We start from the raw sequence: 23,603 nt of genomic DNA, 5'->3' as shown, positions 1-23,603 counted from the left end.
TGTGCGGTGACGACAGGGGGCCCATGGACTTCGGCATGTTCTTCGAGCTTCAGCTTCCCCGTCCGTGGGCCGGCGGCGACGAGCAGGCGCTGTTCCAGCACGCCCTGCAATGGGCGGAGCTCGGTGAGCGCGCCGGTATCGGCTACGCCTGGGCGCAGGAGCACCACTTCCTGGAGGAGTACTCCCATTCCAGTGCCCCTGAGGTGTTCCTGGCCGCGGTCAGCCAACGCACCCGCACCATGCGCATCGGCCACGGCGTCAACCTCATGCCACCCGCCTACAACCACCCGGCCCGCGTCGCCGAACGGATCGCCACCCTGGACCTGGTGAGCAACGGCCGGGTCGAGTGGGGGACCGGCGAGTCCAGCTCCCGCCTGGAGATGGAGGGCTTCGGCGTCAACTACGTGGAGAAGCGCGCGATGTGGGCGGAAGCCGTCCGCGAGTGCACTCGAATGCTCGCCGCCGAGCCGTATCCCGGCTGCTCCGGTGAGTACTTTTCCATGCCCGCCCGCAATATCGTGCCCAAACCCGTGCAGCGCCCGCACCCGCCGATGTGGCTGGCCTGCACGAGCCGCGAGACCGTCAAACTCGCCGCCCGGCTCGGCCTGGGCGCACTCACGTTCTCCTTCATGGACGGCGACGAGGCCGCGTTCTGGGTCAACGAGTACTACGACACCTTCCGCGCCGAATGCCGGCCGATCGGCCAGGTGGTCAACCCGAACATCGCCATGCTCGCCGGGGTGATGATCGACGAGGACGACAGCGAGGCGGTCCGCCGCGGCCTGGCCGGTCAGCAGTTCTTCAAATGGGCCCTCGCGTACTACTTCCGGTTCGGCACCCACCTGCCCGGGCGCTCGCGGCTGTGGGAGGAGTTCGAGAAGTCCGCACCCGACCCGATGGCCGGCGTGGCCGCGGTCGGATCACCTGCCCGGGTGCGGCAACACCTGCGGGACCTTGAAGACGCGGGCGTCGACCAGGTGATCATGTTGCAGCAGGCCGGGAACTACCCGCACGAGCACGTCTGCCAGACCCTGGAACTGCTCGGCAGCCAGGTCCTGCCCGAGTTCCTCGACCGTGGTGAGCAACGCCAGCGCCGCAAGCAGGAGGAACTCGCGCCTTACATCGAGAAGGCCCTGCAGCACGTCGTCCCGGTCGAAGAAGCGGAGCCTGAGCCCGTGGAGGCCTATCCGGTGCTCTGGGAACGGCTCGGCATCGACGCCAAGCAGTGGGGCGCCCGGCGGTCACTCGACGCCGCACAGATGTGGCGGCTCAACGTGGGCGGCGGCAACCGGTGAACACCACGACGGTCCCGGACCTCCTGCGCGCTCGTGCCGCGGAGCGGGCCGGCGGCTACGGGTTCATTGTGGACGGTGAACCGGAACCGGCCCGCTTGCCGATGTCCTGGCTCTACCAACGAGCCCTGGCCGTCGCCGCCGGGATCGACGCGCCCGCAGGGGCTCGCGCGGTCCTGATCTACCCGCCAGGACTGGACTTCATCGTGGGCCTGTTCGCCGCGATGCTGGCCGGTGTGGTCGCCGTCCCCGTCTACCCGCCGGGCTCTGGCGGTCCGGCGGCCAACGCGTCCGCCCGGCTGAACCAGGTCCTGGCCGACTGCAAGCCCGAGGTGATCCTGTCCACGGCCGATGTGATCGCGGTCAAGGACACGGCCGGAATCGGCACCGGTTCGGTGCGGTGGCTGGCGACCGACACCACTACCGGCGCGTCCCAGGACTGGCGGCCGCCGCGGGTGTCCGGCGACGACATCGCGATCATCCAGTACTCCTCGGGCTCCACCGGAACCCCCAAGGGTGTGGTTCTCCGGCACCGCAACGTGCTCGCGAACCTGGCCGCGATCGAGACGGCGATGGGCCTGACCCGCGACAGCGTCATCGTCGGCTGGGTCCCCTCGTACCACGACATGGGCCTGATCGGGTACATCCTCGCGGCCGTGCGGACCGGGTGCTGGTCGTACCTGATGTCCCCGTCGGACTTCCTGCGCCGGCCCGCGATCTGGCTGGAGAGCATCTCCCGGGTGCGTGGAACGGTGGCCGGTGGGCCGAACTTCGGCTACGAACTGTGCCTGCGCCGGGTGACCGACGCCGAGCGGACCGCTGTGGACCTTTCGTCCTGGCGGGTCGCGTTCAGCGGCGCCGAGAAGATCCGGCCATCGGTCCTGAGAAGGTTCGGTGAGGCCTTTGACCTGGATGAGGGCGTGCTGTATCCGTGTTACGGGCTGGCGGAGGCCTGCCTGATCGTCAGCGGGGCCCGGCCGGGCAGCGGACTGCGCAGCGTGTGGCTGGACCGGCGGGCACTGGAACAGGGCAAGGTCGCCGAGTCCACCGTGGACGCGGTCGAGATCGCGGCCTGCGGCCGGCCGGTCGAAGCACACGAGCTGCTCATCGTCGACCCGGCGTCGGCGACCCCGCTGGGCGCCGGCCAGGTCGGTGAAGTCTGGGTTCGCGGCCCCAGCGTCGCCGGCGAGTACTGGCACCGCCCGGAGGAGTCCGGTGAGACCTTCGGCGCGACCCTCGGTGACGGCAGCGGCCCGTTCCTGCGGACCGGTGATCTCGGGTTCCTGCGAGACGGGGAGCTGTACCTGACCGGCCGCAGCAAGGACCTGCTGATCATCGCCGGCCGCAACATCTACCCGACCGACATCGAGGAGGCCGCCCAGGCCGCCGATCGGCGCCTGCGAGCCGGGTGTGGTGTCGCGGTCGAGCTGCCGGGGCCCTCGCACAATCTGGTGGCCGTCATCCAGGAGACCACCGAGCAGGATCCCGATGAGCTGGCCGGGCTCGCAGTGGGGGTGCGCAGGTCGGTCGCCGAGCGGATGGAGATCGTGGTCGACACGGTGGTCCTGATCGAGCAACGCACCATCCCGAAGACCTCCAGCGGGAAGCTGCGCCGATCGGCCACCCGTCAGGACTATTCGGACGGTCGGCTGGCCGTGCGCTACGAGTGGCGCCGGCCCGGTGCCGGGGAGGCGTAGAGCCGCGCGATGCACCCGAACCCACCACACCTGCGCTCCTGGCTGACCGGCCGGATCGCGGCCCGGACCGGCATCTCCGCCACCGACGTCGACCCGGACCTGCCCTTCAACGCCCTCGGCCTCGACTCACCCGCGATCACCGAACTGGCTGCCGAGATCTCGGTTCACGTCGGCGAAGCCGTTCACCCGGCGATCCTCTTCGAACACCCGACCATCACGGATCTCGTGGCCCACCTGGCAAACGCACCGGCACCCCAGCCGAAGCCGGTGGTCCGGCCACAGGCGGACGCCATCGCCATCGTGGGGATGTCGGCCAGAGTGCCTGGGGCCTCTTCGCTTGCGGCGTTCTGGGAGTTGCTGTGCGATGGCACGGATCCGATCACTGTGGTGGACCGGCAAGGCTGGAGCCAGGACGGCCTGCCCGACGCCGAACGGGGCGCCGGGCTCGCGGGCCTGGTGTCCGATGTGGACCGGTTCGACGCGGGCTTCTTCGGTGTCCCGCACGAGGAAGCCCGCCGGATGGACCCACAGCAGCGGCTCCTGCTGCAGGGCGTGTGGGAGGCCTTCGAGGACGGCGGGATCGTGCCCGGCCGCCTGCGCGGCACGTCGACCGGCGTGTACCTGGGCATCTCATCCAATGAGTACGGACGATGGCAACTCGGCGTGCGGACCGCCCACGCCTTGACACCGACCGGGAACGCGTTGTCCACCGCGGCCAACAGGATCTCGTACGTGTTCGACCTGCGCGGACCGAGCCTCGCGGTGGACACGGCCTGTTCGTCCTCGCTGGTCGCCCTGCACCTCGCCGTCCGTGCGCTGCGCACGGGGGAGTGCGAGAGCGCGGTGGTCGCGGGCGTGAACCTGGTGCTGGACCAGGACATCTCGGTGGCGCTGGCCCGCGCCGGGATGCTGGCGCCGGACGGACGCTGCCGGAGCTTCGACGCCGACGCCAAGGGATACGTCCGCGCGGAGGGGTGCCTGGTCGTCGTCCTCAAGCCGCTGGCACGAGCCGAAGCCGACGGTGACCGGGTCTACGCCGTCGTCAACGGCACCGCGGTGAACCAGGACGGCCGCTCCAACGGCATGACCGCCCCCAACCCGGCCGCGCAGCAACAGGTCCTCGCCGCCGCCTACGCGGACGCCGGCGTGTCACCGTCCGATGTGGACTACGTCGAGTGCCACGGCACCGGAACGCCGCTCGGCGACCCGATCGAAGCCCGTTGCCTGGGCGCGGTGCTCGGCGCGGGACGCGAACGGCCCTGCGTGATCGGCTCGGTCAAGTCCAACATCGGTCACCTCGAAGCCGCCGCGGGGCTGGCCGGGCTGGTCAAGGTCGCGCTCGCACTGCACCACGGCCACCTCCCGGCCACCCTGCACCACAAGAACATCAACCCGCACATCGACCTGGTGGGCCTGGGTCTGCGCGTGGCCGGCACCGAGATGCCGTGGCCCGGGCCGGCGCGCCTGGCCGGGGTGAGCAGCTTCGGGTTCGGCGGCACCAACGCCCACGTCGTCCTCGCCGGAGTGCCTGCTCGTGAACCCCAGCACAGCGCGCCGAAGCTGGTCGTGGTTCCGGTGTCCGCGCGTGATCCGCAGGCGCTTGCCGACGCGGCCAAGGCCCTCGCGGACCGGCTGGACACCGCGGATCTGCCGGCTGTGGCCTCGACCAGCGCCCATCATCGCGCTCACCACCCGTACCGCTTGGCGGCCGTCGGGTCCACCGCGGAAGAGATCGCCGCCGTGCTTCGGCAGGCCGCCCCGGCCGGCGTCCGGATCGCCCGGCTCGTCTTCGCCTTTCCCGGCCAGTCGACGCTCGCGTACGACGATCTGCTCACCTTGGCCGAGGCCGATGACCGCGCCGGGGCGACCCTGCGCAGGTGCGACGAGGTGCTGACGGATCTCGCCGGCTGGAGCCCGCTCGACCTGCTGCGCGACCCCGATGACGCCGTCCTGAGCCGGCCCGACGTGGCCCAGCCGGTGGCGGTCGCCGCACAGCTGACGCTCGCCGCGATGTGGGAGGGCTTGGGTGTCCGGCCGCACGCGGTGATCGGTCACAGCCTTGGCGAGGTCTCGGCCGCTGTCGTGGCCGGTTCGCTCACGTTCGCCCAGGGTCTGCGGGTCGCCTGGGAACGCGGCCGGGCCATCCGGCAGACCCTCGGCACCGGCAGGATGCTCGCCCTGACCATCACCGAGTCCGCGGCCTTGGACCTCGTGGCCCAGCACGCCGGCCGGATCGCGCTGGCGACGGTCAACAGCCCGCGGGCCGTCGTGCTCTCCGGCGACGCCGCAGTGCTGGCCGAGATCGGGCGCGAGCACGAGTCCGGCGGCGGGATCGCCCGCTGGGTGCCCGTCGACTACCCGTCGCACAGCCCGTGGATGGCCGGTGCGGCGGGCGATCTGCGGTCCGCGCTGGCGGACCTCCGGGCCGAGCCCGCCCAGATCCCGTTCTACTCAACGGTGACCGGTGATCGCCTCGGCACGGCCACCGACGCGAAGTACTGGGCCGACAACCTGCGCCGCCCCGTTCAGTTCGCCGAGGCGGCCGCGAAGCTCGTAGACGCGAGTGCGTTCGTCGAGGTCGGCCCGCACCCCATCCTGCGCACACCACTGCGCCAGCTCAACAGCCGTCTGTTCGTGTCCACAATGGAACGCAATGCGGAACCGTGGCGGCATGTCCTGCAAGGCGTGGCCACGCTGTACGAGGCCGGCGTGGACCCGCGCTGGGACCGCGTCACCGAGCCCGCACCCCGCACCGACCTGCCCACCTACCCCTGGCGCCGCGACCGGTACTGGATCTCCCGCGCGATCAGCACGACGACGGCGGGACTTCCGTTACTGGGCGCGAAGCTCGATCTGGCGGGTGGTGGTGACAGCTGGGAGCTGACCGTCGGGGACGAGCCGCCCGCAGTGACCGCGGGGCATGTGGTCGACGGCAAAGTGGTGATGCCGGCCGCGGGCTTTGCCGAGATGATCCTGGCCGCCGGGCGCGCACTCGGCATCACGGGTGCCATCGAGGCCAGGGACATCCGCCTGCACGCCTTCCTGTCGCTGAGTGACGGGCCGGTGCGGGTACAGACCGTGGCCGAGCGGGCGGAACCAGGCTATGCCGTCCGGGTGCTGGCCAAGTCCGCAAAGGAGTGGAAACTCCACGCCACGGCCACCGTGTCCGCCGCGGAGACGGCCGAACTCGCCGCGCCGGAGATGCGCGACGCACGGCCGATCGCGTCCGGCGACATCTACGCGGCCTTCGACGGGGCCGGTCTGGCCTACGGCCCGGACTACCGCCTGCTGCACGACGTCCGAGTCTCCGGAGACACCGCCACGGCCACCCTCACGGGGTTGTCCGAGGGCGCTTTCACGGTCGATCCGCGGCTGCTGGACGCGGCGTTCCAGCTCGCCCTCCCGGCGGCGGGCCTCGGCGTGGGCGCACGACTCGTGCCCGAGCGGATCGCAAGCGTCGTACTCACTGGCCTACCGCACCCGACCAGGGCAGTGGCTACGGTCATCGGGGATACGGCCGATGCGGCGCTGCTCAGCGAGTCCGGCCCGGTCGCCGTCGTGCGTGGCCTGAAGGCCGGTCAGGCCAGGACCGCTCAGCCCAAGAGCTTCCGGTACGAGCCGGTCTGGCGCGCGCAACCGCGGTCCGGCCCCGCCGAGCCCCTCGACGGTACCTGGCTCGTCGCCGGCCCCGGGTCGCGGGCAGTCAGCGACAGCCTGCGAGCGAGGGGAGCGACGGTCCACGCGGTCGTCGCAGGCGACCGGTACAGCCACCGGCCAGACCTGTCTACTGTGGACGTCCGGACCCGGGCTCAGTGGTCGCGGTTGCTCAACGAGCCGGGTGCCTTCGCGGCCGGCCCTCTCAACGTCGTCTACCTCGCCCCGGACCAGGACGGGTTCGAGCCCGCCGACGCCCTTGGCGCGGTCCAGGGCCTGATCGCGCTGGTTCAGGCGATGTCGGCGAAGGCGGTGGCGCACCGCAGGCTGTGGATCGTCACGCGGGGCTGCCAGAGCACCTCGCCGGACGACCCGGTCACCAGCGCGTCCGGAGCCGGACTCTGGGGTCTGGCCAGGGTTCTGCCCTTCGAACTACCCCTGATCCAGACCCGGTGTGTCGATCTGACTGCCGACGTAGGCGAACTGCTGGCCGAGCTGACCCATCCGGGGGCGGAGTCGGAAGTGGCGCTGCGCGACCGGCGATATGTGGCCAGGCTCGCCCCCGCCCCCGCAACGACTTTGGACGTGCGGGTCCGTCCGGACGCGTCCTACCTCATCGCGGGCGGGCTGGGCGCGCTCGGGCTGAGAGTCGCGCGCTGGCTCAGCGACCGAGGCGCCGGCCACATCGGCCTGATCGGACGGCACGAGCCCTCGCCGCGGGCCGCCGGCGTCATCGCTGAGCTGTCCGCGAAAGTGCATGTGTTACAAGGAGACGTGGGCGATCTGGCCTTCGTCGAGGACGCCGTTGCCCGGCTGCGCGACCACGCACCGCTCGCCGGCGTGGTGTCGGCCGCCGGTGTGCTCAGCGACGGTCCGTTGCTGGAGCTGGGCTTCAACTCGGTGGCGGAGGTCATGTGGCCCAAGGCGATGGGCGCCGCCTGCCTGGACATCGCGACCACGAAAGACGATCTGGACTGGTTCGCGCACTTCTCCAGCGCCGCGGCGCTGCTCGGCTCACCGGGCCAGGCCGCCTACTGCGCCGCCAACGCGGTCGTGGACGCTTTCGGCGCGCTGCAACGGTCCCGCGGCCGCAACGCCGTGGTGATCAACTGGGGCCCGTGGGGTGAAGCCGGTCTCGCGGCCGACGCTGTCCGCGACGACAACCGGATGGCGGCCGCCTACGCCGCCCTCGACCCCGCCGACGGCATCCAAGCCCTCAACGGCCTGCTCGGCGAGCAACGGCCACAGACCCTCGTCATGCCAACGAACCTGCGCAACCTCGTCCAGTTCTTCCCAGGGGAGCTGGGCATCGGCCGGTTCGCCGAGCTGACCGCCGGCAACGATGCCCTGCTGCGGGGTATCGGCCTCGGCGTCCAGCGGTCCGGGCGGCCGTCGCTCAAACAGGCCTATGTCGCGCCAAGTAGCGGCCTGGAGTGGCGGATCGCGGACATCTGGCAGCACAGCCTCGGCTTCGAGCGGATCGGCGTGCACGACGGTTTCTTCGAGCTCGGCGGCGACTCGGTGTTCGCCAACCAGATGGTGCTGGAGGTCAACCGGACGCTGGGTGTCGGCATCGACCCGGCGGAGGCGTTCGAGAACCTCACCATCGCCCACCTCGCCGGGCTGGCCGAACAGGACATGCTGCGCCAGCTGGACGGCATGACCGACGAGCAGGCCGAAGCCATGCTGCGCGAGGGAGGATGAGCATGCGAGGCACCGTCCTGCGCGGCCCGCGCGAGGTCGAGCTGTGCGACCTGCCCGTTCCCCGGGTGCACGGCCCCAGGGACGCCGTCATCCGGGTCACCGCGTCGGCGATCTGCGGCACGGACCTGCACCCGTACCGGGGTGAACTGCCCGGGTTCGGCGTGGGAACGGTGCTGGGCCACGAGTTCGCCGGTGTCGTCGAGGATGCCGGAGACGAGGTCGCCCACCTCACCGGACGACGGGTCGTCGCGTCCGACCTGGTCGCCTGTGGACGGTGCCGGATGTGCCAGCGCGGCTGGCACTACCAGTGCCCTGAGGTCACCCTGTTCGGCTACTCCACTGTGGTCGGACGGTCGATCGACGGCGGCCAGGCCGAGTACGTGACGGTCCCGTTCGCCGACGTGGTGCTCGCCGAGTGCCCGGACGAGCTGACCGACGAGCAGGCCTTGTTCACCGGGGATGTCCTGGCCACCGGATACACCGCGGCCGAACGCGCCGAGATCCCGTTGGGCGGCACGGTCGCCGTGATCGGCGCGGGCACAGTCGGCCTGCTGGCCGGGATGTGCGCCCGAGCCCGCGGCGCCGCCACCGTGGTGATCGCGGACCCGTCAGCGGCCAGGCGGACCGCGGCCGAGGCCCAGGGGTTCATCGCGGTGCGCCCTGAACAGCTGGCCTCGCACGGCAGCGCGCAGTCGGTGATCGAGGCGGTCGGCAGCGACGACGCCCTGCGCCTCGCCGTCGAGACCGCCGCCCCACGAGGCACGATCGTCGCCATCGGTGCCCACCACTCGGATGCGGCGCCGCTGAACTCGGGACACGCGTTCGCCCGGGAACTGACTCTGCGGTTCGCGGTCGGCGACCCGATCGCGGTCTGGCCCGAGGTGTTCGCCCTGGTCCGGACGGGCCGGGTGGACCCGGCGGCGGTGATCTCGCACCGCCTGCCGCTGGCCGAGGTCGGCCGCGGATACGAGCTGTTCGATCGAAGGGAGGCGACGAAGGTTGTCCTGCTCTGTAGCGACGTCGCCGGATAGGCCGGCGCGGTGACGGAGATCGCTGTGCCCGGACACGTGTTGCAACGCGTCCGGCTGGTTCCGCGTCCGGCCACTGTGGACGTGGCGGCACCAGTCGCACCGAAGTCCGCGATGCGGGGCGCACCGGCCCGCGCGGTGATCATGGCCGGCGGTCGCGGGTCGCGGCTGCGCCCGCACACGCTGACCACGCCGAAGCCGTTGGTGCCGCTGGACGGGCAGCCAATCGTGGAGATCATCCTCCGGCAGCTGCGTGCGTTCGGCATCACCCACGCGACCCTGTGCGTGGGCTACCTGGCGGCGATGATCAAGGACGTGCTCGGCGACGGCGGCCATCTGGGGATGAGCTTGGACTACGCCGTCGACGCCGAGCCGTTGGGCACCGCGGGGCCGCTCGCGGCCTTGCCCGGCTGGGCCGAGCCGGTCGTCGTGATGAACGCGGATGTGTTGACAACGTTGAACTTCGGTGACCTGTACGCGACCCACCTGCACCGCTCGGCCGTGCTGACCGTGGCCGCCCGCGTGCTGGAAATGCCGATCAGCCAAGGGGTGCTGGCGGTCTCCGGCGACACCGTGCAGGGCCTGTGGGAGAAGCCCCGGGTCGAGCTGGACGTCTGCGCCGGCGTGTACGTGCTGTCCGCCGAGGCGCGGGCCGCGATCCCGGCGAGCGGCCGGTTCGACATGACCGACCTGATCCAGGTCCTGCTCGACCAGGGCCGGCCGGTCGTCGCCCACCGCTTCACCGACGCCTGGCACGACATGGGCACGCCGGAAGGCCTGGAGCAGGCCAGGCGCTCGTTCGCCGAGCACCGCTCGGACTACCTGCCCGGACGGAACGGATCCCGCTGATGACCGCGAACCCGCTCGACGCCATCCCCGGACCACGCGGCCCGGCCATCTGGCGCGTGCTGCTGGGCCTGCAACGCGACCCGGCCGGCACGTACCTGCGCAACCACGCCAAGTTCGGTGACGTGATCAGGTTCCGCGAGCTCGGCGGCGGCTCGTGGATCTTCGTCGCCCACCCGGACGCGGTGGCCCAGGTGCACCAGGCCAACCACCGCAACTACGGCCGCGGCCGGCTCAACGTGCCATTCGCCCGCCTGCTCGGCGACGGCCTGCTCACCAGCGAGCGGGAGTCGTGGACCGTGCACCGCCGCACCCTCGCCCCGGCGTTCCGCTCCGAGCACCAGAGCGAGTTCGGCGGCACCGTCCAGTCGGTCACCGAGGAGATGCTGACGGCCTGGCAGGCCCGGCTCGGGCAGCCGTTCGACGTGTGCCACGACCTGGAACGGCTGACGTTCCGGGTGGTCCTGCGAGGGATGTTCGACCTGAACCTCGGTGCCGAGGAGGAACCCGTCCTGCGGCACCTGACCGAGGCGCTCGCCTACGTCAGCGGCCAGAGCTTCCGGATGTACCCGGTGCCCGCGTGGCTGCTGGCCCGCGGGCAGGCGCGGTTCGAAGCCCATGTCGCCGCGCTGGACCGGGCCGTCGAACGAGCCACCAGCACCCGTCGGACCGCGGGTCGGGGCCGGGTCATGCAGGCGCTGCTGGAGTCCGGCCTGCCGGCCCGCGCGGTCCGCGACGAACTGCTGACCATGTTGCACGCGGGCCAGCACACCGTCGCCAGCTCGATCGCGTTCGCGCTGTACCTGATCGCCACCCACCCCGAGGCCGACGCCCGGGTGCGTGCCGAGCTGGCTCCGCTCGCCGGCCGTCCGCCCACTGTGGACGATCTGGTCTCGTTGCCCTGCCTGCGCAACGTGCTGTCCGAGACCATGCGGCTCTACCCACCGGCCTGGGGTGGGGTCCGGGAGACCTTGGGCCCGGACACACTCTGCGGGTACGACGTGCCCGCTGGGACCGCCGTCGTGTTCTCGCAGTACGTCACCCACCGGCACCCGGAGTTCTGGCCCGACGCCGAACGGTTCGACCCCGACCGGTTCACCGAGGCCCGGTCGGCCGGACGGCCCCGGTACGCCTACTTCCCGTTCGGCGGCGGCCCGCACCTGTGCATCGGCCAGGACCCGGCGCGGATCGAGCTCGCCATCGTGGTGGCGATGGTGCTGCAACGGTTCCGGCTGCGGATGGCACCCGGCGCCAAGGTCGTGCCACGGGCCCTGCTCGACCTGGTGCCCAACGGCGTCCCGATGGTGCTGCGGAAATCCTGACAGGGGAGGGACACGTGCTCGGCACCGAGGTGGTCGAGGCTTACCGCCGGGACGGTTCGGTGGTCATCGCGGGCATGCTTCCCGCGGACGTGCTCGCCGAGGTTGCGAGCGATGTCCCCGGCAGCGGCACCCTGCACAGTCCACACCAGACAAGTCCAGCGATCAACCGGGTCTGCCGTCGTGCGGATCTCGTCGGCGCGGCAATGGATCTGCTCGGCGAGCAGGTGTACATCCACGAGTCGCGGATCGACGTCGGTGAGCACCTCGAGTCCCGGTGGCGTGAGGATGGGATCCCCGCACCGAACCTCGTGACCGCCGTGGTGTTCCTGGACGACGGGTCGGTCCTGCTTTCCCACCCCGGCACCGTGCCTTCGACGGCCGGGCGTCAGACCCTCGTGGTCGTCTACAACGCCGTCAGCAACCCGCCCGCGAACAAGCGCCCGATGCCGGTCGTCATGTCCACTGTGGGCAGCAGGCGAGCCGCCTACGCCCGCCGCCTGGCGACGGCGTCCCTCGACCGCGGTGACCCGACCGGCTGGTTCGAGGAGCTGTACGCGGCCGCCCAACGCGGCGAGACGAAGGTTCCCTGGGCCGACCTCACAGCCAACCAGTACCTGGTGTCATGGGTGGCCGGCCGCTCGGGAACGGGGCAGCGGGCGTTGGTCGTGGGCTGTGGTCTGGGGGATGACGCCGAGTTCCTGGCCGGGCTGGGGTTCGACGTGGTGGCGTTCGACGTGTCCCAGACCGCGGTCGACGGTGCTCGGTCGCGGTTCCCAACCTCCACAGTGGACTACCGGGTCGCGGACATCCTCGACCCGCCGGGTGAGTGGCGAGCGAGCTACGACCTCGTGTTCGAGGCGTACACGGTTCAGGTCCACCAGTCGGCGGCCCGTGGCCAGGCGGTCAAGGGCATCGCGGCCATGCTCGCCCCCGGCGGAACCCTCCTCGTGCTGGCGCATTCCCGCCCGTTCGACGGCGAGGCCGGCCCGCCATGGCCGCTCACCCGCGAGGAGGTCGGGTCGTTCGCCGTCGACGGGCTCGAACCGGTCGGGATCACCGAGATCACCGACGACAACCCGCCCGGGCGGCGATGGCTGGCCGAGTTCCGCCGGCAGCCGTAGGTCACCGCTTGCCCAGGTGCGCGGCGATCCGCTGCCGGGTGGTCTCGGCGTTGTGCTCGGCCGTTGCCGCGTCCGGGCCGCCGGTGACGATGCCGTAGGACCGCTTGTAGTGGTTGAGCAGGCGGATCGCCATCGGGTACACCGTCACGCCATCGCCTTGCAGCTCCTTGAACACCGGCTGCAGGTCCGCATAGGACATTTCGGCCGGTGCGGTCACGGGCAGCGGCAACGCATGCGCGGCGTGAGCGACCGCCTGCCGGTGCGGATCGAGCCGGTCGAGCAGCGGGATCCATTGCGTGCCACCGCTCCGCCTGGCGTTGAACTCGGTGACGTGCAGGACACCGTGCTCGTCGAGCAGGAAGTCGATGCAGAACCAGCCCCGGAAGCCCATCCGCCCGGCCACCGCGGCGATCCGGTGCGACAGGTCCTCGACCTGTCCGGCCACCTCCTGGCTCATCAACCCCGCGCCCACGTTGACGCTGACGAACCGGTGACTGTCGACCGTCATCACGCTGAGAACCAGATCCCCGACACCGTCATCGGTGATCAACATGTCCACGGCGGGGTTGGCGTGCTCCGCGTGGTGCGGGAGGTACTCCTGAACCATCAACGGGAACACCCGCAGCAACGGGTCATCGCGGACCGAACGCCAGAACTTCTCCAGGCTCGCCGGGTTCGGATCGACCACGGCGGTGCCCTCACCCGAAGCGCCGTACATACTGCGGACGATCGCCTTCTTCTGCCGTGCCCGCAGCATGTCCAGCGCGCCACGCAGCTCCGGCCAGGTGTCCACGGTGATCGTGCGCGCCACCCGCAGACCCGGCAGCTCGAGGGCGAGGTCCAGGCAGCTCTGCTTCGAGTCGAAGTACAGGCTCGTCCAGTAGTGCTCGGGCTCGGGGATGTCCAGCAGGACCTCGTGCCCGAACCCGCGGACCGCCGTGACGAGGCGGTACAGGTCCTCCTCGGCGCCCCACGACGCCAGCTGGACCCGCTGGTGGCCGCTCAGGTGTTCCTGCAGCCGCGCCATGGCGTCCACATCGGCGAGCAGGTCCGCGGTGATCCGGCCGGTGCGCCTGGCCGGCGACACCACCGGCGGCGGGTCGCTCGCCAACGCCTGGTGGACGTCGGCGAACCACGTCCGGTCGACCCCGGCCGGCAGCACCAGCACCCGCGGATCCGTTGTCCAGAACACACTCTGCTCGGCCATCGCCTCGCCGTAGACCACGAAGTTGTTGGCAGTGGCTGGATCCAGGGCCAGCCGGGGATGCCGGATGTTGTACTCGGCGATGTTGGGCACGACCAGAGTGATGGTGTCGGACATGGGTTCCCGTCCGTCGGCGGACCAGCGTCAGGGCGATGGTGGCACAACGACGTGTTCGCTTGCCACGCCAGGGAAACAGTCCCTAGGGTCGCGACCATGGGGAACTCTCCGCGGACGTTGCAGCCGTTGCGTGAGGACTGGCAGCGGGCGTTGTGCGTGGTCGCGCATCCCGACGATCTGGAGTACGGCGCCGCCTCGGCGGTGGCCCGGTGGACCTCTCAGGGCAAGGAGATCAGCTACCTCCTGGCCACCCGCGGCGAGGCCGGCATGGACGGTGTCGACCCGGAGAAGGCCGGACCGTTGCGCGTCGCGGAACAACGAGCCGGCGCACTGGAAGTCGGCGTCGACACCGTGGAGTTCCTGGACTATCCCGATGGGACGGTCGAGTACGGCCTGCCGCTGCGGCGGGACATCACCCGGGCCATCCGCAAGGCCAAGCCGGACGTGATCATCAGCTACGCGTTCACCGAACGGCTCGCCGGGCGCATCACCAACCAGGCCGACCACCGCGCGGTCGGGCTCGCCACCCTGGACGCCGCGCGGGACGCGGGCAACCGGTGGATCTTCCCCGAACTGGCCGAGGAAGGCCTGCACCCCTGGACCGGCGTGCGGTTCGTCTGCTTCGGCAGCGCACCACAGCCGAGCCACGGCGTCGACGTCACCGACTTCCTGCACGCCGGGATCGCGTCACTCGCCGCCCACCGCGAGTACATGCTGGGCCTCGGCGAAGCCGCGTTCGACCCGACCGGCCTGCTGACCAGCGCCGCCACCGCGTACGGCGAACGCCTCGGCGTCGGCCGCGCGGTCGCGTTCGACGTCTTCGAGATCATCCCGGACACCGCCACCCTCGAAGCCCGGGCATGACCAGCGCCTTCTCGTCCGCCACGGATCTGCCGGACGCCCTGCGCCGCAAGGAGATCTCGTCGGCCGAGCTGACCGAGTCGTACATCCGCAGGATCGAACGCCACGACCATGCCGTGAACGCCGTGGTGATCCGCGATTTCGACCGCGCCCGCGAACACGCGGCGAAGGCTGACGCGGCCCGGGCCAGGGGAGCGGACCTGCCGTTGCTCGGCCTGCCGATGACGATCAAGGACTGCCTGCACGTCGAGGGCCTGCCGACGACCGCCGGCGCGCCGGAGCGGGCGGGTCACATCGCCGACCGCGACTCCCTGGTGGTCGAACGGGTCCGGGCCGCCGGAGCGATCTTCCTCGGCAAGACGAACGTGCCGCCGTACGCGGCGGACAACCAGGCCTGGAACGAGCTTTTCGGCCGCACCAGCAACCCCTGGAACGGCGAGCGGACCTCAGGCGGGTCCAGCGGTGGCGCGGCGGCCGCCCTCGCGGCGGGGCTGACCGGTCTGGAGATCGGCAGCGACTTCGCCGGCTCGATCCGCCAGCCGGCCGCGTTCTGCGGTGTGTACGGCCACAAACCAAGCGAGACAGCGGTTCCGCGAACCGGCCACGTCCCAGGCGGGATGCTGCCGAATATCGCGATCTGCATGGAGGCCCAGGGCCCGATGGCCCGCTCGGCCGCGGATCTCGCGCTCGCGCTGGACATCGTCGCCGGGCCGGACGTGGGGGAGGAGGTCGCCTGGCGGATCGCCCTGCCACCACCCCGGCACGACCGCCTGCGGGACTTCCGGGTCGCGTTCCTGCCCGTCCCACGGTGGCTGGAGGTCGACGACGACATCGTCGCCGCGTCCGACCGGCTGGCCGGCGAGCTCGCCGCGGCCGGCGCCAAGGTCGCGGTCGCCCAGCCGGACACGTTCGGGGATATGCTGTCCTACCACCGCGTCTACGCCCGGATGTGCTACGCGATGACCGGCCGCGGAACGAAGGCCGAGCGTCAGGCGAAGGCCCGGCGGTTGCGTGCCAAGGGCGGCGAGGACGCGCTCGCGCACGCCGACGGCCTGGAGGCGACGGCGTCCCAGTACATCCGGTGGTGCGACGCACGGGAGAGCTTCCGCGCTGGTTACCGGGCCTTCTTCGCGGACTGGGACGTCCTGGTCGCGCCGAACCACTCCGTGAACGCGTTCCCGCACGACAGCAGGCCGGTCGGCGAACGTGACCTGGTGGTCAACGGCCGGACCGTGGACGCCACCGTGGAGCTGGTCCATCCCGGCGTGGCCAACCTGTGCGGCCAGCCCAGCACGGCGTTTCCCTGCGGACTGAGCCGCGAAGGCCTGCCGGTCGGGCTACAGGCGATCGGGCCGTACCTGGAGGACCACACGGTGATCCGGTTCGCCGGACTGGTGGCGGACCTGGGCTTCACCTACCAGCCGCCACCCGGCTTCGGGTCAGGCGGGAACGACTGACCCGTCGTAGCTGACCTCCAGCTCCGACCGCACCTTGTCGCGGTTGCCGTCCCACCACTGGCCACCCAGCAGCTCGGTGCCGATGCGGTCGTAGGCCCGCAGCACGCGCGCGTCCAGCGAACCGGCCTCGGCGGTCTGGGCCGCGACCCGCCGCTGCCACTCGGCCCGGCACAAGCAGTCCACTTCGGACAGGCCGGTGATCACGCCGAAGCCGGCACCGGCGTTGAACGCGTCCAGGTTCTTGATCACGGTCTCCCGGCACCGCGGGCAGGTCGTCGGCGCGGCCCGCAGCGGATCCGACACCTGGTTGAGCCGATGCGGGTCAGTCGGTGAGGCCGAATACCAGGACAGCGCCACCGACCGGGTCGCGTCCGGGCCCAGCCGGCGAAGCGTCTCGACCAATGACCACAACGACGGCACCCGGTAGATGTCCCGTTCCCACAGCCACTCCTGCAACGTCCACCCTTTGACGTTGGACGGGAACAACACGCACAGGTGGCTGCCGTTGGCCAGCGCCCAGCGGATCGTGCCCACAGTGGACTCGATCGCCTCCTCTTCGGTCAGGAACGGCGCACCGAGCAGGATGTTGCTCACCGGGAACGCGCCATGCTCGCGCAAGGCCGCGGTGGCCGCGCGGTAGCTCTCCGCGCTGAGCGACTTGCCCACGCAATGCGCTTGCACCCAAGGGTTCGCCGACTCCAGACCGAGATTGATGAACAGCCGCTTGCCCTTCAGCCGGCCGACCGTCTCCTCGATCAGCGCGCCGGACAACGTCTCCGGCCGCGACTCGCACGAGAAGATCCCGGCGTCGGTCCCGGCGGCCATGTCGAAGATCGCGTCACGTGCCTCGGCAGGCACCTCGGACACGTCGAACATGTTGCCGAACGGTGAGATTCCCAAGGCGTCGTAGTGGTCCTGCTTGGCCAACGCCTCCCGGACGCTGGAGACGACGCTCTCGGTGTCGACGCGTTCCGCGGCGGCGTAGTTGCACATGGTGCACTCGCCCGCGCGGTCGAAGCGGCAGCCGAACGACCGGAAGTACACGAACGTGAGCGTGCGCTCGGCGCTGGGCCGGGGGTCCATTGTGACCTGTTGCCGCCGGACCGCGTACCGCCAGCCGTCCTGCTCGCGCGGGCGCCTCGCCCTGATCGAGATATTCGCCTTACGCACCAGCGAATTCGCCTGGAACACTCCCGCACCCCTTAGCTGTCACGCCCAGCGGACCCCTGGGGGCGACCATACGCCGCCGCGGTCGCTGTTCAACGTTCTTGCTTGTGGCACAGGAGTATCAGCGCCTCCCGCGCGAGGTCTTGCCGCGAATTGCCCGCGCTGGCACGATCCGTTGACATGAATGCTACTGACGACGCTATAGCAGTCGTTGATCTGTCGGAGTGGCGCGAGAACGCTGACGAGAAGGTCGCCCTCCAGCTCACAGACTCGTTCCGGCGCACCGGCTTCGCGTACGTCACCGGTCACGGCGTGCCGATGGAGACGATCTCCGGCGCGTTCGACGCCGCCCGCCGGTTCTTCCACCAGGACCCGGCCGAGCTGGACGCCGTGCATTACCGGCACGCCAACAAATACCACGGTTACGTGCCGCCCGGGCTGACCCCGGCCGCGCTGCACGAACTCTACGACTGCGGCATGGAGATTCCCACCACCTACGAGGGACCGGGCGAGGTGCTGCAGGCAACGCCGAACCTGTGGCCGCCCAAGCTGCCCGAGTTCCGCCCGGCGATCCAGCGCTACCAGGCCGCGGTGCGCGAGCTCGCCGACTCGGCACTGGGCGCCATCGCGTACGGCATGTCCCTGCCGACGGACTTCTTCAAAGTTCGTTGCGAGCAGCCACATGCGCAGATGCGGCTGCTGCACTACTTGCAGGCGCCCGAGACTCCGGAGGACGTGTTCAGCGTCGGCCGGCACCGCGACTACGAAGTCGTCACGGTGCTCGCGCAGGACGCCGTCGGCGGCCTGCAGGTTCGCGGCCGCGAGAAGCAGTGGATCGAGGTCCCGCCGATCGAGGGCGCCCTGATGCTCAACTCCGGCGACGCGATGGCCCGCTGGACCAACGGCGTCATCCCGGCCACCCCGCACCGCGTGGTCAGCCCGAAGAACGACGAGCGGTTCGCGATCGCGTTCTTCTACGCCACCAGCTACGACGTGGTCATCGAGCCGGTGGTGGAGAAGGACCGGGCCGACGCGCCGACGTACGAGCCGATCACCACCGGCGCCTACATGTGGAAGCGGTTCACCGAGGAAGGCATCTGACCCCTCCGCCGCGGTCCGCGCGGAGGCGCGTTTGTTTTGGGGGCTAAGGAATCTGGGGCGGGCCGGCATCGACGATCTTGAGCGACAGGTCCAGCGGGTCGAAGTGGATCAGCGACTCCATCCACCAGGTCATCCCGGCCTGGTGCAGGCCCTTGACGTCGACCTCGATGGGCTCTTCCCAGGCGTGGCTGGCATTGCCCGCGACGGCCACGTCGAAGGGCCGGTCGCCGACCAGGCCGGTCTCGTGCACCGCCGCGAGGATGCCGGTCAGTTCCGCCGGCGTCACCCGGTGGTCCGAAGGGTTGGGGAAGATCCCGTCGCCGGCCGCGGCCCGGCGCAGAACCCGCGGCTTGGTCGTCGAACAGCCGACCCAGACAGGGATCGGGTGTGGCTCGGGTGCCGTGGCCGCCAACCGGAGCCGGTAGTGCCCGCCATCGTGTTCGGTGGCCTCGCCGGACCACATCGCCCGGACCACGTCCAGGCCCTCGTCGTACATCGAGGCCCGGGTCCGGGCATCGTCCGGTTCGCCGAACCGGCTGAAGTCCCCGGACTCGTCCGACCCGAGCCCGGTGCCCAGCACGAACCGGCCGCCGGACAACCGGCTCAACGTGCCCGCGTGCCGCGCCACCACCCAGGGGCGGCGCCGGGCCAGGGGAGTGACCATGGTGCCGAGCCGGATCCGTTCGGTCGCCTGGGCGATCGCGCCCAGCGTGGTCCACGGGTCGACGATCGGCATCGCGTCGGTCACCAGGTGGTCCCACAGGAACACACCGTCCCAGCCGGCCGCCTCGGCCCGCACCGCCAGATCCACCAGGACCGCGGGATCACCGAACGGGCCGAACGGGGGCAGATAGACACCGTGCCGGAGCGATTTCTTGGTCAAGACAGTTCTCCGTGATAGTGTTCGGTCACTGGGACGGGATCATGTTATACCTGGTGACACACGAATCTCCCGCACGACGCGCGTAATGTGCCTGTGCGTTTCCCTGCCGCCGCCGGAGCGAATACGAGGGGTGTGGCCGTGCTCAGCCGGATGGTGAAGAAAGCCCGTTACTCCAAGGCGTTCCAGCGAGTGCACCAGACGGTCACGCTCGCCCCGCAGGAACGGATGCTGGACATGGCATTCGCGTTCGCGCGCTGGGGACGGCTGCCCGGTGACTATCTCGAATTCGGCGTATTCGACGGCTGGTCGCTGACCGCCGCATATCATCTCGCGCAAAAGCACCGGCTGAACGGGATGCGATTTCTCGGTTTCGACTCGTTCGACGGACTGCCGGCCAGTGACGACGTCGACGGTTATCCGTTCCAGCAGTTCACCCGGGGCCAGTTGAAATGCGACCAGCGGACGGTCGAGGCCAACCTCAGGCGCGACGGCGTCGACATGTCCAAAGTGGAGCTGACGAAAGGCTGGTACAGCGACACTCTCACCGACCAGACCAGGCAGCGGCTGAACCTGCGGCAGGCCGCCGTGGTCTGGGTGGACTGCGACCTCTACTCCTCGACCGTGCCGGTGCTCGACTTCATCCTGCCCGTTCTGCAGGACGGCACCGTGCTGATCATGGACGACTGGTTCCTGTTCCGCGCCCACCCGGACCGGGGTGAGCGCAAGGCGTTCGGCGAATGGCTCGCCCGCAACCCGGACGTCGAGGTCACACCCTTCGCCAAGCCGGGCTGGCACGAGGCTTCGTTCATCGCGCACCTGCGCGGCGACCGCGCCCCGGTGGAGAAACTGGCCGAGACGTCCGCGGTCGCGCCCTGAGCGCCGTGCGCATCGACGGAGCCGTCGCCTTCGTGACTGGGGCCAACCGCGGTCTCGGCCGTGCGTTCGTGCAGGGTCTCCTGGCGCGTGGCGTGGCCAAGGTGTACGCGGGCATGCGCGCACCGGTCGCGACCGAAGACGGTGTCATCCCGGTACAACTCGACATCACCGACCGCGAACAGGTCGAGGCAGCGGCCGCTCTCGGCTCGGACGTGGACATTGTGGTGAACAACGCGGGCATCGCGACCCCGGGCCGGCCGCTCACGGTGCCGCTGTCCGCCGTTCGCCGGGATCTCGAAGTCAACGTCCTTGGCCCGTTGTCGGTGGCCCAGGCGTTCGCTCCGGTGCTCGCCGCGAATGGCGGGGGAGCGCTGGTCAACGTGCTTTCCGTGATGTCGTGGGTCACCATCCCGCCGGTGAGCGTCTACGCGGCGGCCAAGGCCGCGAGCTGGTCGCTCACCAACGCGCTGCGCCTGCAGCTACGCGGCCAGAACACTTTGGTGGTCGGTGTTTTCTCCGACTCGGTGGCTACCGGCATGACAGCCGGACTGGACAAGCCCATGCTCGACGCCAGCGAGGTGGTCGAACCCGTGCTGGACGCCATTGTGGACGGTTCGGAGGAAGTGCTCGTCGACGAGTACACCCGGACGGTCCGGGCAGCACTGCACGATGAACTCCGGCTGCTGTATCCGCGTCAGTCCACATAGGCCGGTACGGGAAGTGGCGGCACCAACAGGCTCAACCGCTCCGCCACAGCCAACGTGGTCTTGTCCTCCAGGAAAGCACCGGCGATCGCGACGCCCAGGGGCAGGCCGCGGCTGTCCAGACCGACCGGCACCACCGTTCCCGGCAGGTAGCTGACCCCGGTGAGACCCGCCCAGACGATCTGGTCCCAGTACGGCCGCGACTGCTCGTTCACCACGATATCGCGCACCTCGAACGGCCGATCATCATGCTGTGGCACCAGGTTCGGCGCCACGGGCAGCAGGATGGCGTCGTAGACCGTGAAGAACTCCTGCCAGCGCAACCGCATCTGCGCCCGCTGCTCGTTGGCGGCACCCCACTCGCGCTGTCTTTGCGCGATGAACTGGGCGCCCAGTTCGGCACCCGCCGACGCCGTACCCGCGGCGATCGCCGCCAGCCGTTCGGGCGGGTATCCGCCGGAGGCCGCCGCGGTGAGCATCCGGCGGAAGACCTCGTCGCTGGCCGCCAGGGAAATGTCCAGGCCCAGCTGGGCCGGTGTGCCGACGTCGACCTGGATGCCGTCCTGGCTCAACGCTTGCGCGGCGGCCATGAGCGCGGCCTGGACCTCGGCGTCCACCGGGCAGTAGGCGTCGTCGAACCACGCGGCCACCCGGCGGATCGGGCGCGCACCCGGCAGCGACAACTGCCAGCCCGGCTGGTCCAGCGGGCCGGGTCCGGCGATGATGTCCAGCAGCAGGGCCAAATCCGGGACCGAGCGGGCCAGCGGACCGATGACCGACATGTCCGGGGCGGTGTACTTCCGCGGGTACGGGATGTGCCCGAGCATCGGCACGATCCCGAAACTCGGCTTGTGCCCGGCGATGCCGCAGTGCGCGGCCGGCAGCCGGATCGACCCGGCCACGTCGGATCCCAGCTCCACCGGGGAAAAGCCGGCCGCGACCGCGCCCGCCGAGCCGCCTGACGATCCACCTGGTGTGTAGTCCGGGTTCCACGGGTTGCGCGCCACCGGGAACAACGGGCTGTTGGTCTGAACATCCGCCGCGTACTCCGGCAAATTGGTCTTGCCGAACACGATCGCACCAGCCCGACGCACAGCCGCGACCACCTGCGCGTCCTCTGCGGGAAAGTTGTCGGCGAAGTCGGGCGTTCCGCCGGTGGTCCGCAACCCCTTGGTGGACAGGCTGTCCTTCACCGTCATCGCGACGCCGTGCAGCGGCCCCAGGGGGTTACCGTGCACGACCGCTTCGTCTGCTTGCCGCGCCATGTCGTCCGCCCGCTCGTCGAACGTCACGACATAGCCGAGGTCGCCGTCATACTTGGCGATGCGGTCTCGTTGCGCGGCAAGGTACTCACGGGCGGACAACCGCTTCGCGGCGATCTCGGCCGCCACCGTCCTGGCGGGCCACCAGCACAGCTCAGTGCCTGTCACCGCGACCCCCGTTCGTCCGCTGGTTCTACCACGATACGGCGACCCGGTCTGGGCTGCCAAGCATTGTCCACAAAGGATGTTCGTCGACTTCCCCGGTGGACAGGGATACTCTCACCAACGAGTCGCCCCGCGCATCCGTGAACTCGGCGTCGAGCTGCCCCTGGAAGCTTTCGTGATCGCCGATGCGATCCGCGATGGGGGAGCAGGATTTCGTCTTCGGTAATCACCCTGGCCACGGGCACTACCTGGCGCGGTACGAGGATCCACACGGTTTGCTCGCCGAGACCATGGGCCGGGAGAGCGCGAGACGCAGCGAAACGACACTTCGTTTGGGGTGCCAGAACCAGTCGTGGCGCGCGGACAGCGTCCCGTTGCGCTCCCCGGGCGACCACTTCAAGTAGCTCCAGGCGCTGGTCCCGTCCGCCTTGCGCTGGGACAGCAGGCTGTCACCGCCCGTAGGGGCTGGTTGCGGCCGGTGGGGTTCGCCATGTCCCACCACACCTCGTCGATCGAGCTGTAGCGGGACATCAGCTCGTAGAGCTTGTGCATGGAGTCGGTGAGGTTCCGCACCATCAGCATCGACGGTGGGCGGGGTTGTGGCACAGAGATGTGAACGCTAACACGGTTGCGCTGGGTGCTTCAATACCGTGCGGCCGCTCCGTTCATTGTTGTTGGCGATGCGGTGAAATTTTCATTTCCGGCGGCGGCGCGTAGCCTGACTCCTGGTTCAAGGCTCGGTACAGGCGGCTCAGATCGGCCACGATGGTGCCCTTTCTGGCTTGGGACAGGCAGAGTGCGTCGTCTACTGTGGACTACCCCAGCTGCGGCGCCTGCCCGTGCAAGTTTGAATGAGTACGCGCACGATGATCAACGGACAGTGTGAAACGACTTGAGAACTGGCGCTGCTGTCAACGTCTTGGTCTCGGTCGCGGACTGTGTTAGCGTTCACATGAACAGCATGTGTCGATTCGTGTACAGATCTGGTCGATCGCCGTTGTGCTGTTCGAGTGCTCGCCGTCAACGGTGATGGGTCGGTCCGCATGCGCAGTGCAGCACTTTTCCGACGTCGAGAGACGATGGATGTTTCATTTCCTCGTACTCGACTGAGTCGTGTCATCGCCATGGCGGCGGCTTTCCCT

Annotated in this window: 18 protein-coding genes; 13 read left to right on the top strand and 5 right to left on the bottom strand. The window is 70.0% G+C overall.

All coding sequences use genetic code 11. The features are described from left to right. Positions 1-35: 35 nt before the first annotated feature. The 7 genes from AB0J95_RS25300 to AB0J95_RS25270 are packed head-to-tail and all read left to right on the top strand — an operon-like array spanning position 36 to position 12,664. Positions 36-1,295, top strand: coding sequence for an LLM class flavin-dependent oxidoreductase (locus tag AB0J95_RS25300; protein WP_364762421.1), 1,260 nt, complete (start codon positions 36-38; stop codon positions 1,293-1,295). After that, a complete protein-coding gene (locus AB0J95_RS25295) occupies positions 1,292-2,989 on the top strand; it encodes a fatty acyl-AMP ligase (protein ID WP_364762419.1) in 1,698 nt (565 codons plus the stop codon). Before AB0J95_RS25300 ends, AB0J95_RS25295 begins: the two co-directional genes overlap by 4 nt. A gap of 9 nt (positions 2,990-2,998) precedes the next feature. Beyond that, a complete protein-coding gene (locus tag AB0J95_RS25290; protein WP_364762416.1) occupies positions 2,999-8,347 on the top strand; it encodes an SDR family NAD(P)-dependent oxidoreductase in 5,349 nt (1,782 codons plus the stop codon). 2 nt (positions 8,348-8,349) lie between these two features. Beyond that, positions 8,350-9,378 carry an alcohol dehydrogenase catalytic domain-containing protein gene (locus AB0J95_RS25285; protein WP_364762413.1) on the top strand — a complete coding sequence of 343 codons (1,029 nt, stop codon included), beginning with the start codon at positions 8,350-8,352 and terminating at the stop codon, positions 9,376-9,378. A 9-nt stretch (positions 9,379-9,387) separates the two neighbouring features. Further along, the gene (locus tag AB0J95_RS25280; protein WP_364762410.1) at positions 9,388-10,224 is read left to right on the top strand and encodes a sugar phosphate nucleotidyltransferase; all 837 of its coding nucleotides are present in this window, start codon (positions 9,388-9,390) and stop codon (positions 10,222-10,224) included. Next, the gene (locus AB0J95_RS25275; RefSeq protein WP_364762407.1) at positions 10,224-11,543 is read left to right on the top strand and encodes a cytochrome P450; all 1,320 of its coding nucleotides are present in this window, start codon (positions 10,224-10,226) and stop codon (positions 11,541-11,543) included. The genes AB0J95_RS25280 and AB0J95_RS25275 overlap by 1 nt, the downstream gene beginning before the upstream one ends. A 14-nt stretch (positions 11,544-11,557) precedes the next feature. Beyond that, a complete protein-coding gene (locus AB0J95_RS25270) occupies positions 11,558-12,664 on the top strand; it encodes a class I SAM-dependent methyltransferase (protein ID WP_364762404.1) in 1,107 nt (368 codons plus the stop codon). Between the two features lies 1 nt (position 12,665). Here AB0J95_RS25270 and AB0J95_RS25265 read toward each other — a convergent pair whose 3' ends face one another. Next, positions 12,666-13,985 (bottom strand): hypothetical protein, encoded by a 1,320-nt coding sequence (locus AB0J95_RS25265; RefSeq protein WP_364762401.1) that lies wholly within the window; start codon positions 13,983-13,985, stop codon positions 12,666-12,668. Positions 13,986-14,081: 96 nt separating this feature from the next. On the opposite strand from AB0J95_RS25265, the gene AB0J95_RS25260 reads away from it, so the two are divergent. Together AB0J95_RS25260 and AB0J95_RS25255 are read left to right on the top strand one after the other, a co-directional pair. Next, positions 14,082-14,849: a PIG-L deacetylase family protein gene (locus AB0J95_RS25260; protein ID WP_364762398.1), complete on the top strand. Its 768-nt coding sequence runs from the start codon at positions 14,082-14,084 to the stop codon at positions 14,847-14,849. Next, positions 14,846-16,303: an amidase gene (locus AB0J95_RS25255; protein ID WP_364762395.1), complete on the top strand. Its 1,458-nt coding sequence runs from the start codon at positions 14,846-14,848 to the stop codon at positions 16,301-16,303. The genes AB0J95_RS25260 and AB0J95_RS25255 overlap by 4 nt, the downstream gene beginning before the upstream one ends. On the opposite strand, the gene AB0J95_RS25250 is transcribed toward AB0J95_RS25255, so the two are convergent. After that, positions 16,286-17,494: a hypothetical protein gene (locus AB0J95_RS25250; RefSeq protein ID WP_364762392.1), complete on the bottom strand. Its 1,209-nt coding sequence runs from the start codon at positions 17,492-17,494 to the stop codon at positions 16,286-16,288. The two genes, AB0J95_RS25255 and AB0J95_RS25250, sit on opposite strands and share 18 nt — an antisense overlap. 156 nt (positions 17,495-17,650) lie before the next feature. On the opposite strand from AB0J95_RS25250, the gene AB0J95_RS25245 reads away from it, so the two are divergent. Next, entirely contained in the window at positions 17,651-18,571 is a 921-nt protein-coding gene (locus AB0J95_RS25245) for a 2OG-Fe(II) oxygenase family protein (protein WP_364762389.1), read from the top strand. A 43-nt stretch (positions 18,572-18,614) separates the two neighbouring features. Here the strand turns inward: AB0J95_RS25245 and AB0J95_RS25240 are convergent, their stop codons facing one another. After that, positions 18,615-19,454, bottom strand: a complete 840-nt coding sequence (locus AB0J95_RS25240) for an LLM class flavin-dependent oxidoreductase (protein WP_364762386.1) — start codon at positions 19,452-19,454, stop codon at positions 18,615-18,617. Positions 19,455-19,592: 138 nt separating this feature from the next. On the opposite strand from AB0J95_RS25240, the gene AB0J95_RS25235 reads away from it, so the two are divergent. Both AB0J95_RS25235 and AB0J95_RS25230 read left to right on the top strand, forming a co-directional pair. After that, the gene (locus AB0J95_RS25235) at positions 19,593-20,330 is read left to right on the top strand and encodes a TylF/MycF/NovP-related O-methyltransferase (RefSeq protein ID WP_364762383.1); all 738 of its coding nucleotides are present in this window, start codon (positions 19,593-19,595) and stop codon (positions 20,328-20,330) included. Positions 20,331-20,335: 5 nt separating this feature from the next. After that, on the top strand, positions 20,336-21,037 hold the full coding sequence (locus AB0J95_RS25230) for an SDR family oxidoreductase (RefSeq protein ID WP_364762380.1): 702 nt from the start codon (positions 20,336-20,338) through the stop codon (positions 21,035-21,037). Here AB0J95_RS25230 and AB0J95_RS25225 read toward each other — a convergent pair. After that, positions 21,025-22,464: an amidase family protein gene (locus AB0J95_RS25225; protein ID WP_364762377.1), complete on the bottom strand. Its 1,440-nt coding sequence runs from the start codon at positions 22,462-22,464 to the stop codon at positions 21,025-21,027. The two genes, AB0J95_RS25230 and AB0J95_RS25225, sit on opposite strands and share 13 nt — an antisense overlap. A gap of 182 nt (positions 22,465-22,646) precedes the next feature. Between AB0J95_RS25225 and AB0J95_RS25220 the strand changes: the two genes are divergently transcribed. Further along, entirely contained in the window at positions 22,647-22,865 is a 219-nt protein-coding gene (locus AB0J95_RS25220; RefSeq protein ID WP_364762374.1) for a hypothetical protein, read from the top strand. Here the strand turns inward: AB0J95_RS25220 and AB0J95_RS25215 are convergent. Beyond that, positions 22,858-23,037, bottom strand: a complete 180-nt coding sequence (locus tag AB0J95_RS25215; protein WP_364762371.1) for a hypothetical protein — start codon at positions 23,035-23,037, stop codon at positions 22,858-22,860. The genes AB0J95_RS25220 and AB0J95_RS25215 overlap by 8 nt on opposite strands. Positions 23,038-23,603 lie beyond the last annotated feature (566 nt).

It is taken from the genome of Actinocrispum sp. NPDC049592, from assembly GCF_040675465.1.
Lineage (GTDB): Bacteria > Actinomycetota > Actinomycetes > Mycobacteriales > Pseudonocardiaceae > Kibdelosporangium.
This window is presented reverse-complemented; position numbering and strand designations above follow the sequence as displayed.

Bases quoted from the DNA above. Each gene is read 5' to 3' on its own strand.
- AB0J95_RS25285 (WP_364762413.1), top strand. From the start codon at position 8,350: ATGCGAGGCACCGTCCTGCGCGGCCCGCGCGAGGTCGAGCTGTGCGAC.
- AB0J95_RS25245 (WP_364762389.1), top strand. From the start codon at position 17,651: ATGAATGCTACTGACGACGCTATAGCAGTCGTTGATCTGTCGGAGTGG.
- AB0J95_RS25290 (WP_364762416.1), top strand. From the start codon at position 2,999: ATGCACCCGAACCCACCACACCTGCGCTCCTGGCTGACCGGCCGGATC.
- AB0J95_RS25220 (WP_364762374.1), top strand. From the start codon at position 22,647: ATGCGATCCGCGATGGGGGAGCAGGATTTCGTCTTCGGTAATCACCCT.
- AB0J95_RS25215 (WP_364762371.1), bottom strand. From the start codon at position 23,037: ATGGTGCGGAACCTCACCGACTCCATGCACAAGCTCTACGAGCTGATG.
- AB0J95_RS25255 (WP_364762395.1), top strand. From the start codon at position 14,846: ATGACCAGCGCCTTCTCGTCCGCCACGGATCTGCCGGACGCCCTGCGC.
- AB0J95_RS25260 (WP_364762398.1), top strand. From the start codon at position 14,082: ATGGGGAACTCTCCGCGGACGTTGCAGCCGTTGCGTGAGGACTGGCAG.
- AB0J95_RS25275 (WP_364762407.1), top strand. From the start codon at position 10,224: ATGACCGCGAACCCGCTCGACGCCATCCCCGGACCACGCGGCCCGGCC.
- AB0J95_RS25265 (WP_364762401.1), bottom strand. From the start codon at position 13,985: ATGTCCGACACCATCACTCTGGTCGTGCCCAACATCGCCGAGTACAAC.
- AB0J95_RS25300 (WP_364762421.1), top strand. From the start codon at position 36: ATGTTCTTCGAGCTTCAGCTTCCCCGTCCGTGGGCCGGCGGCGACGAG.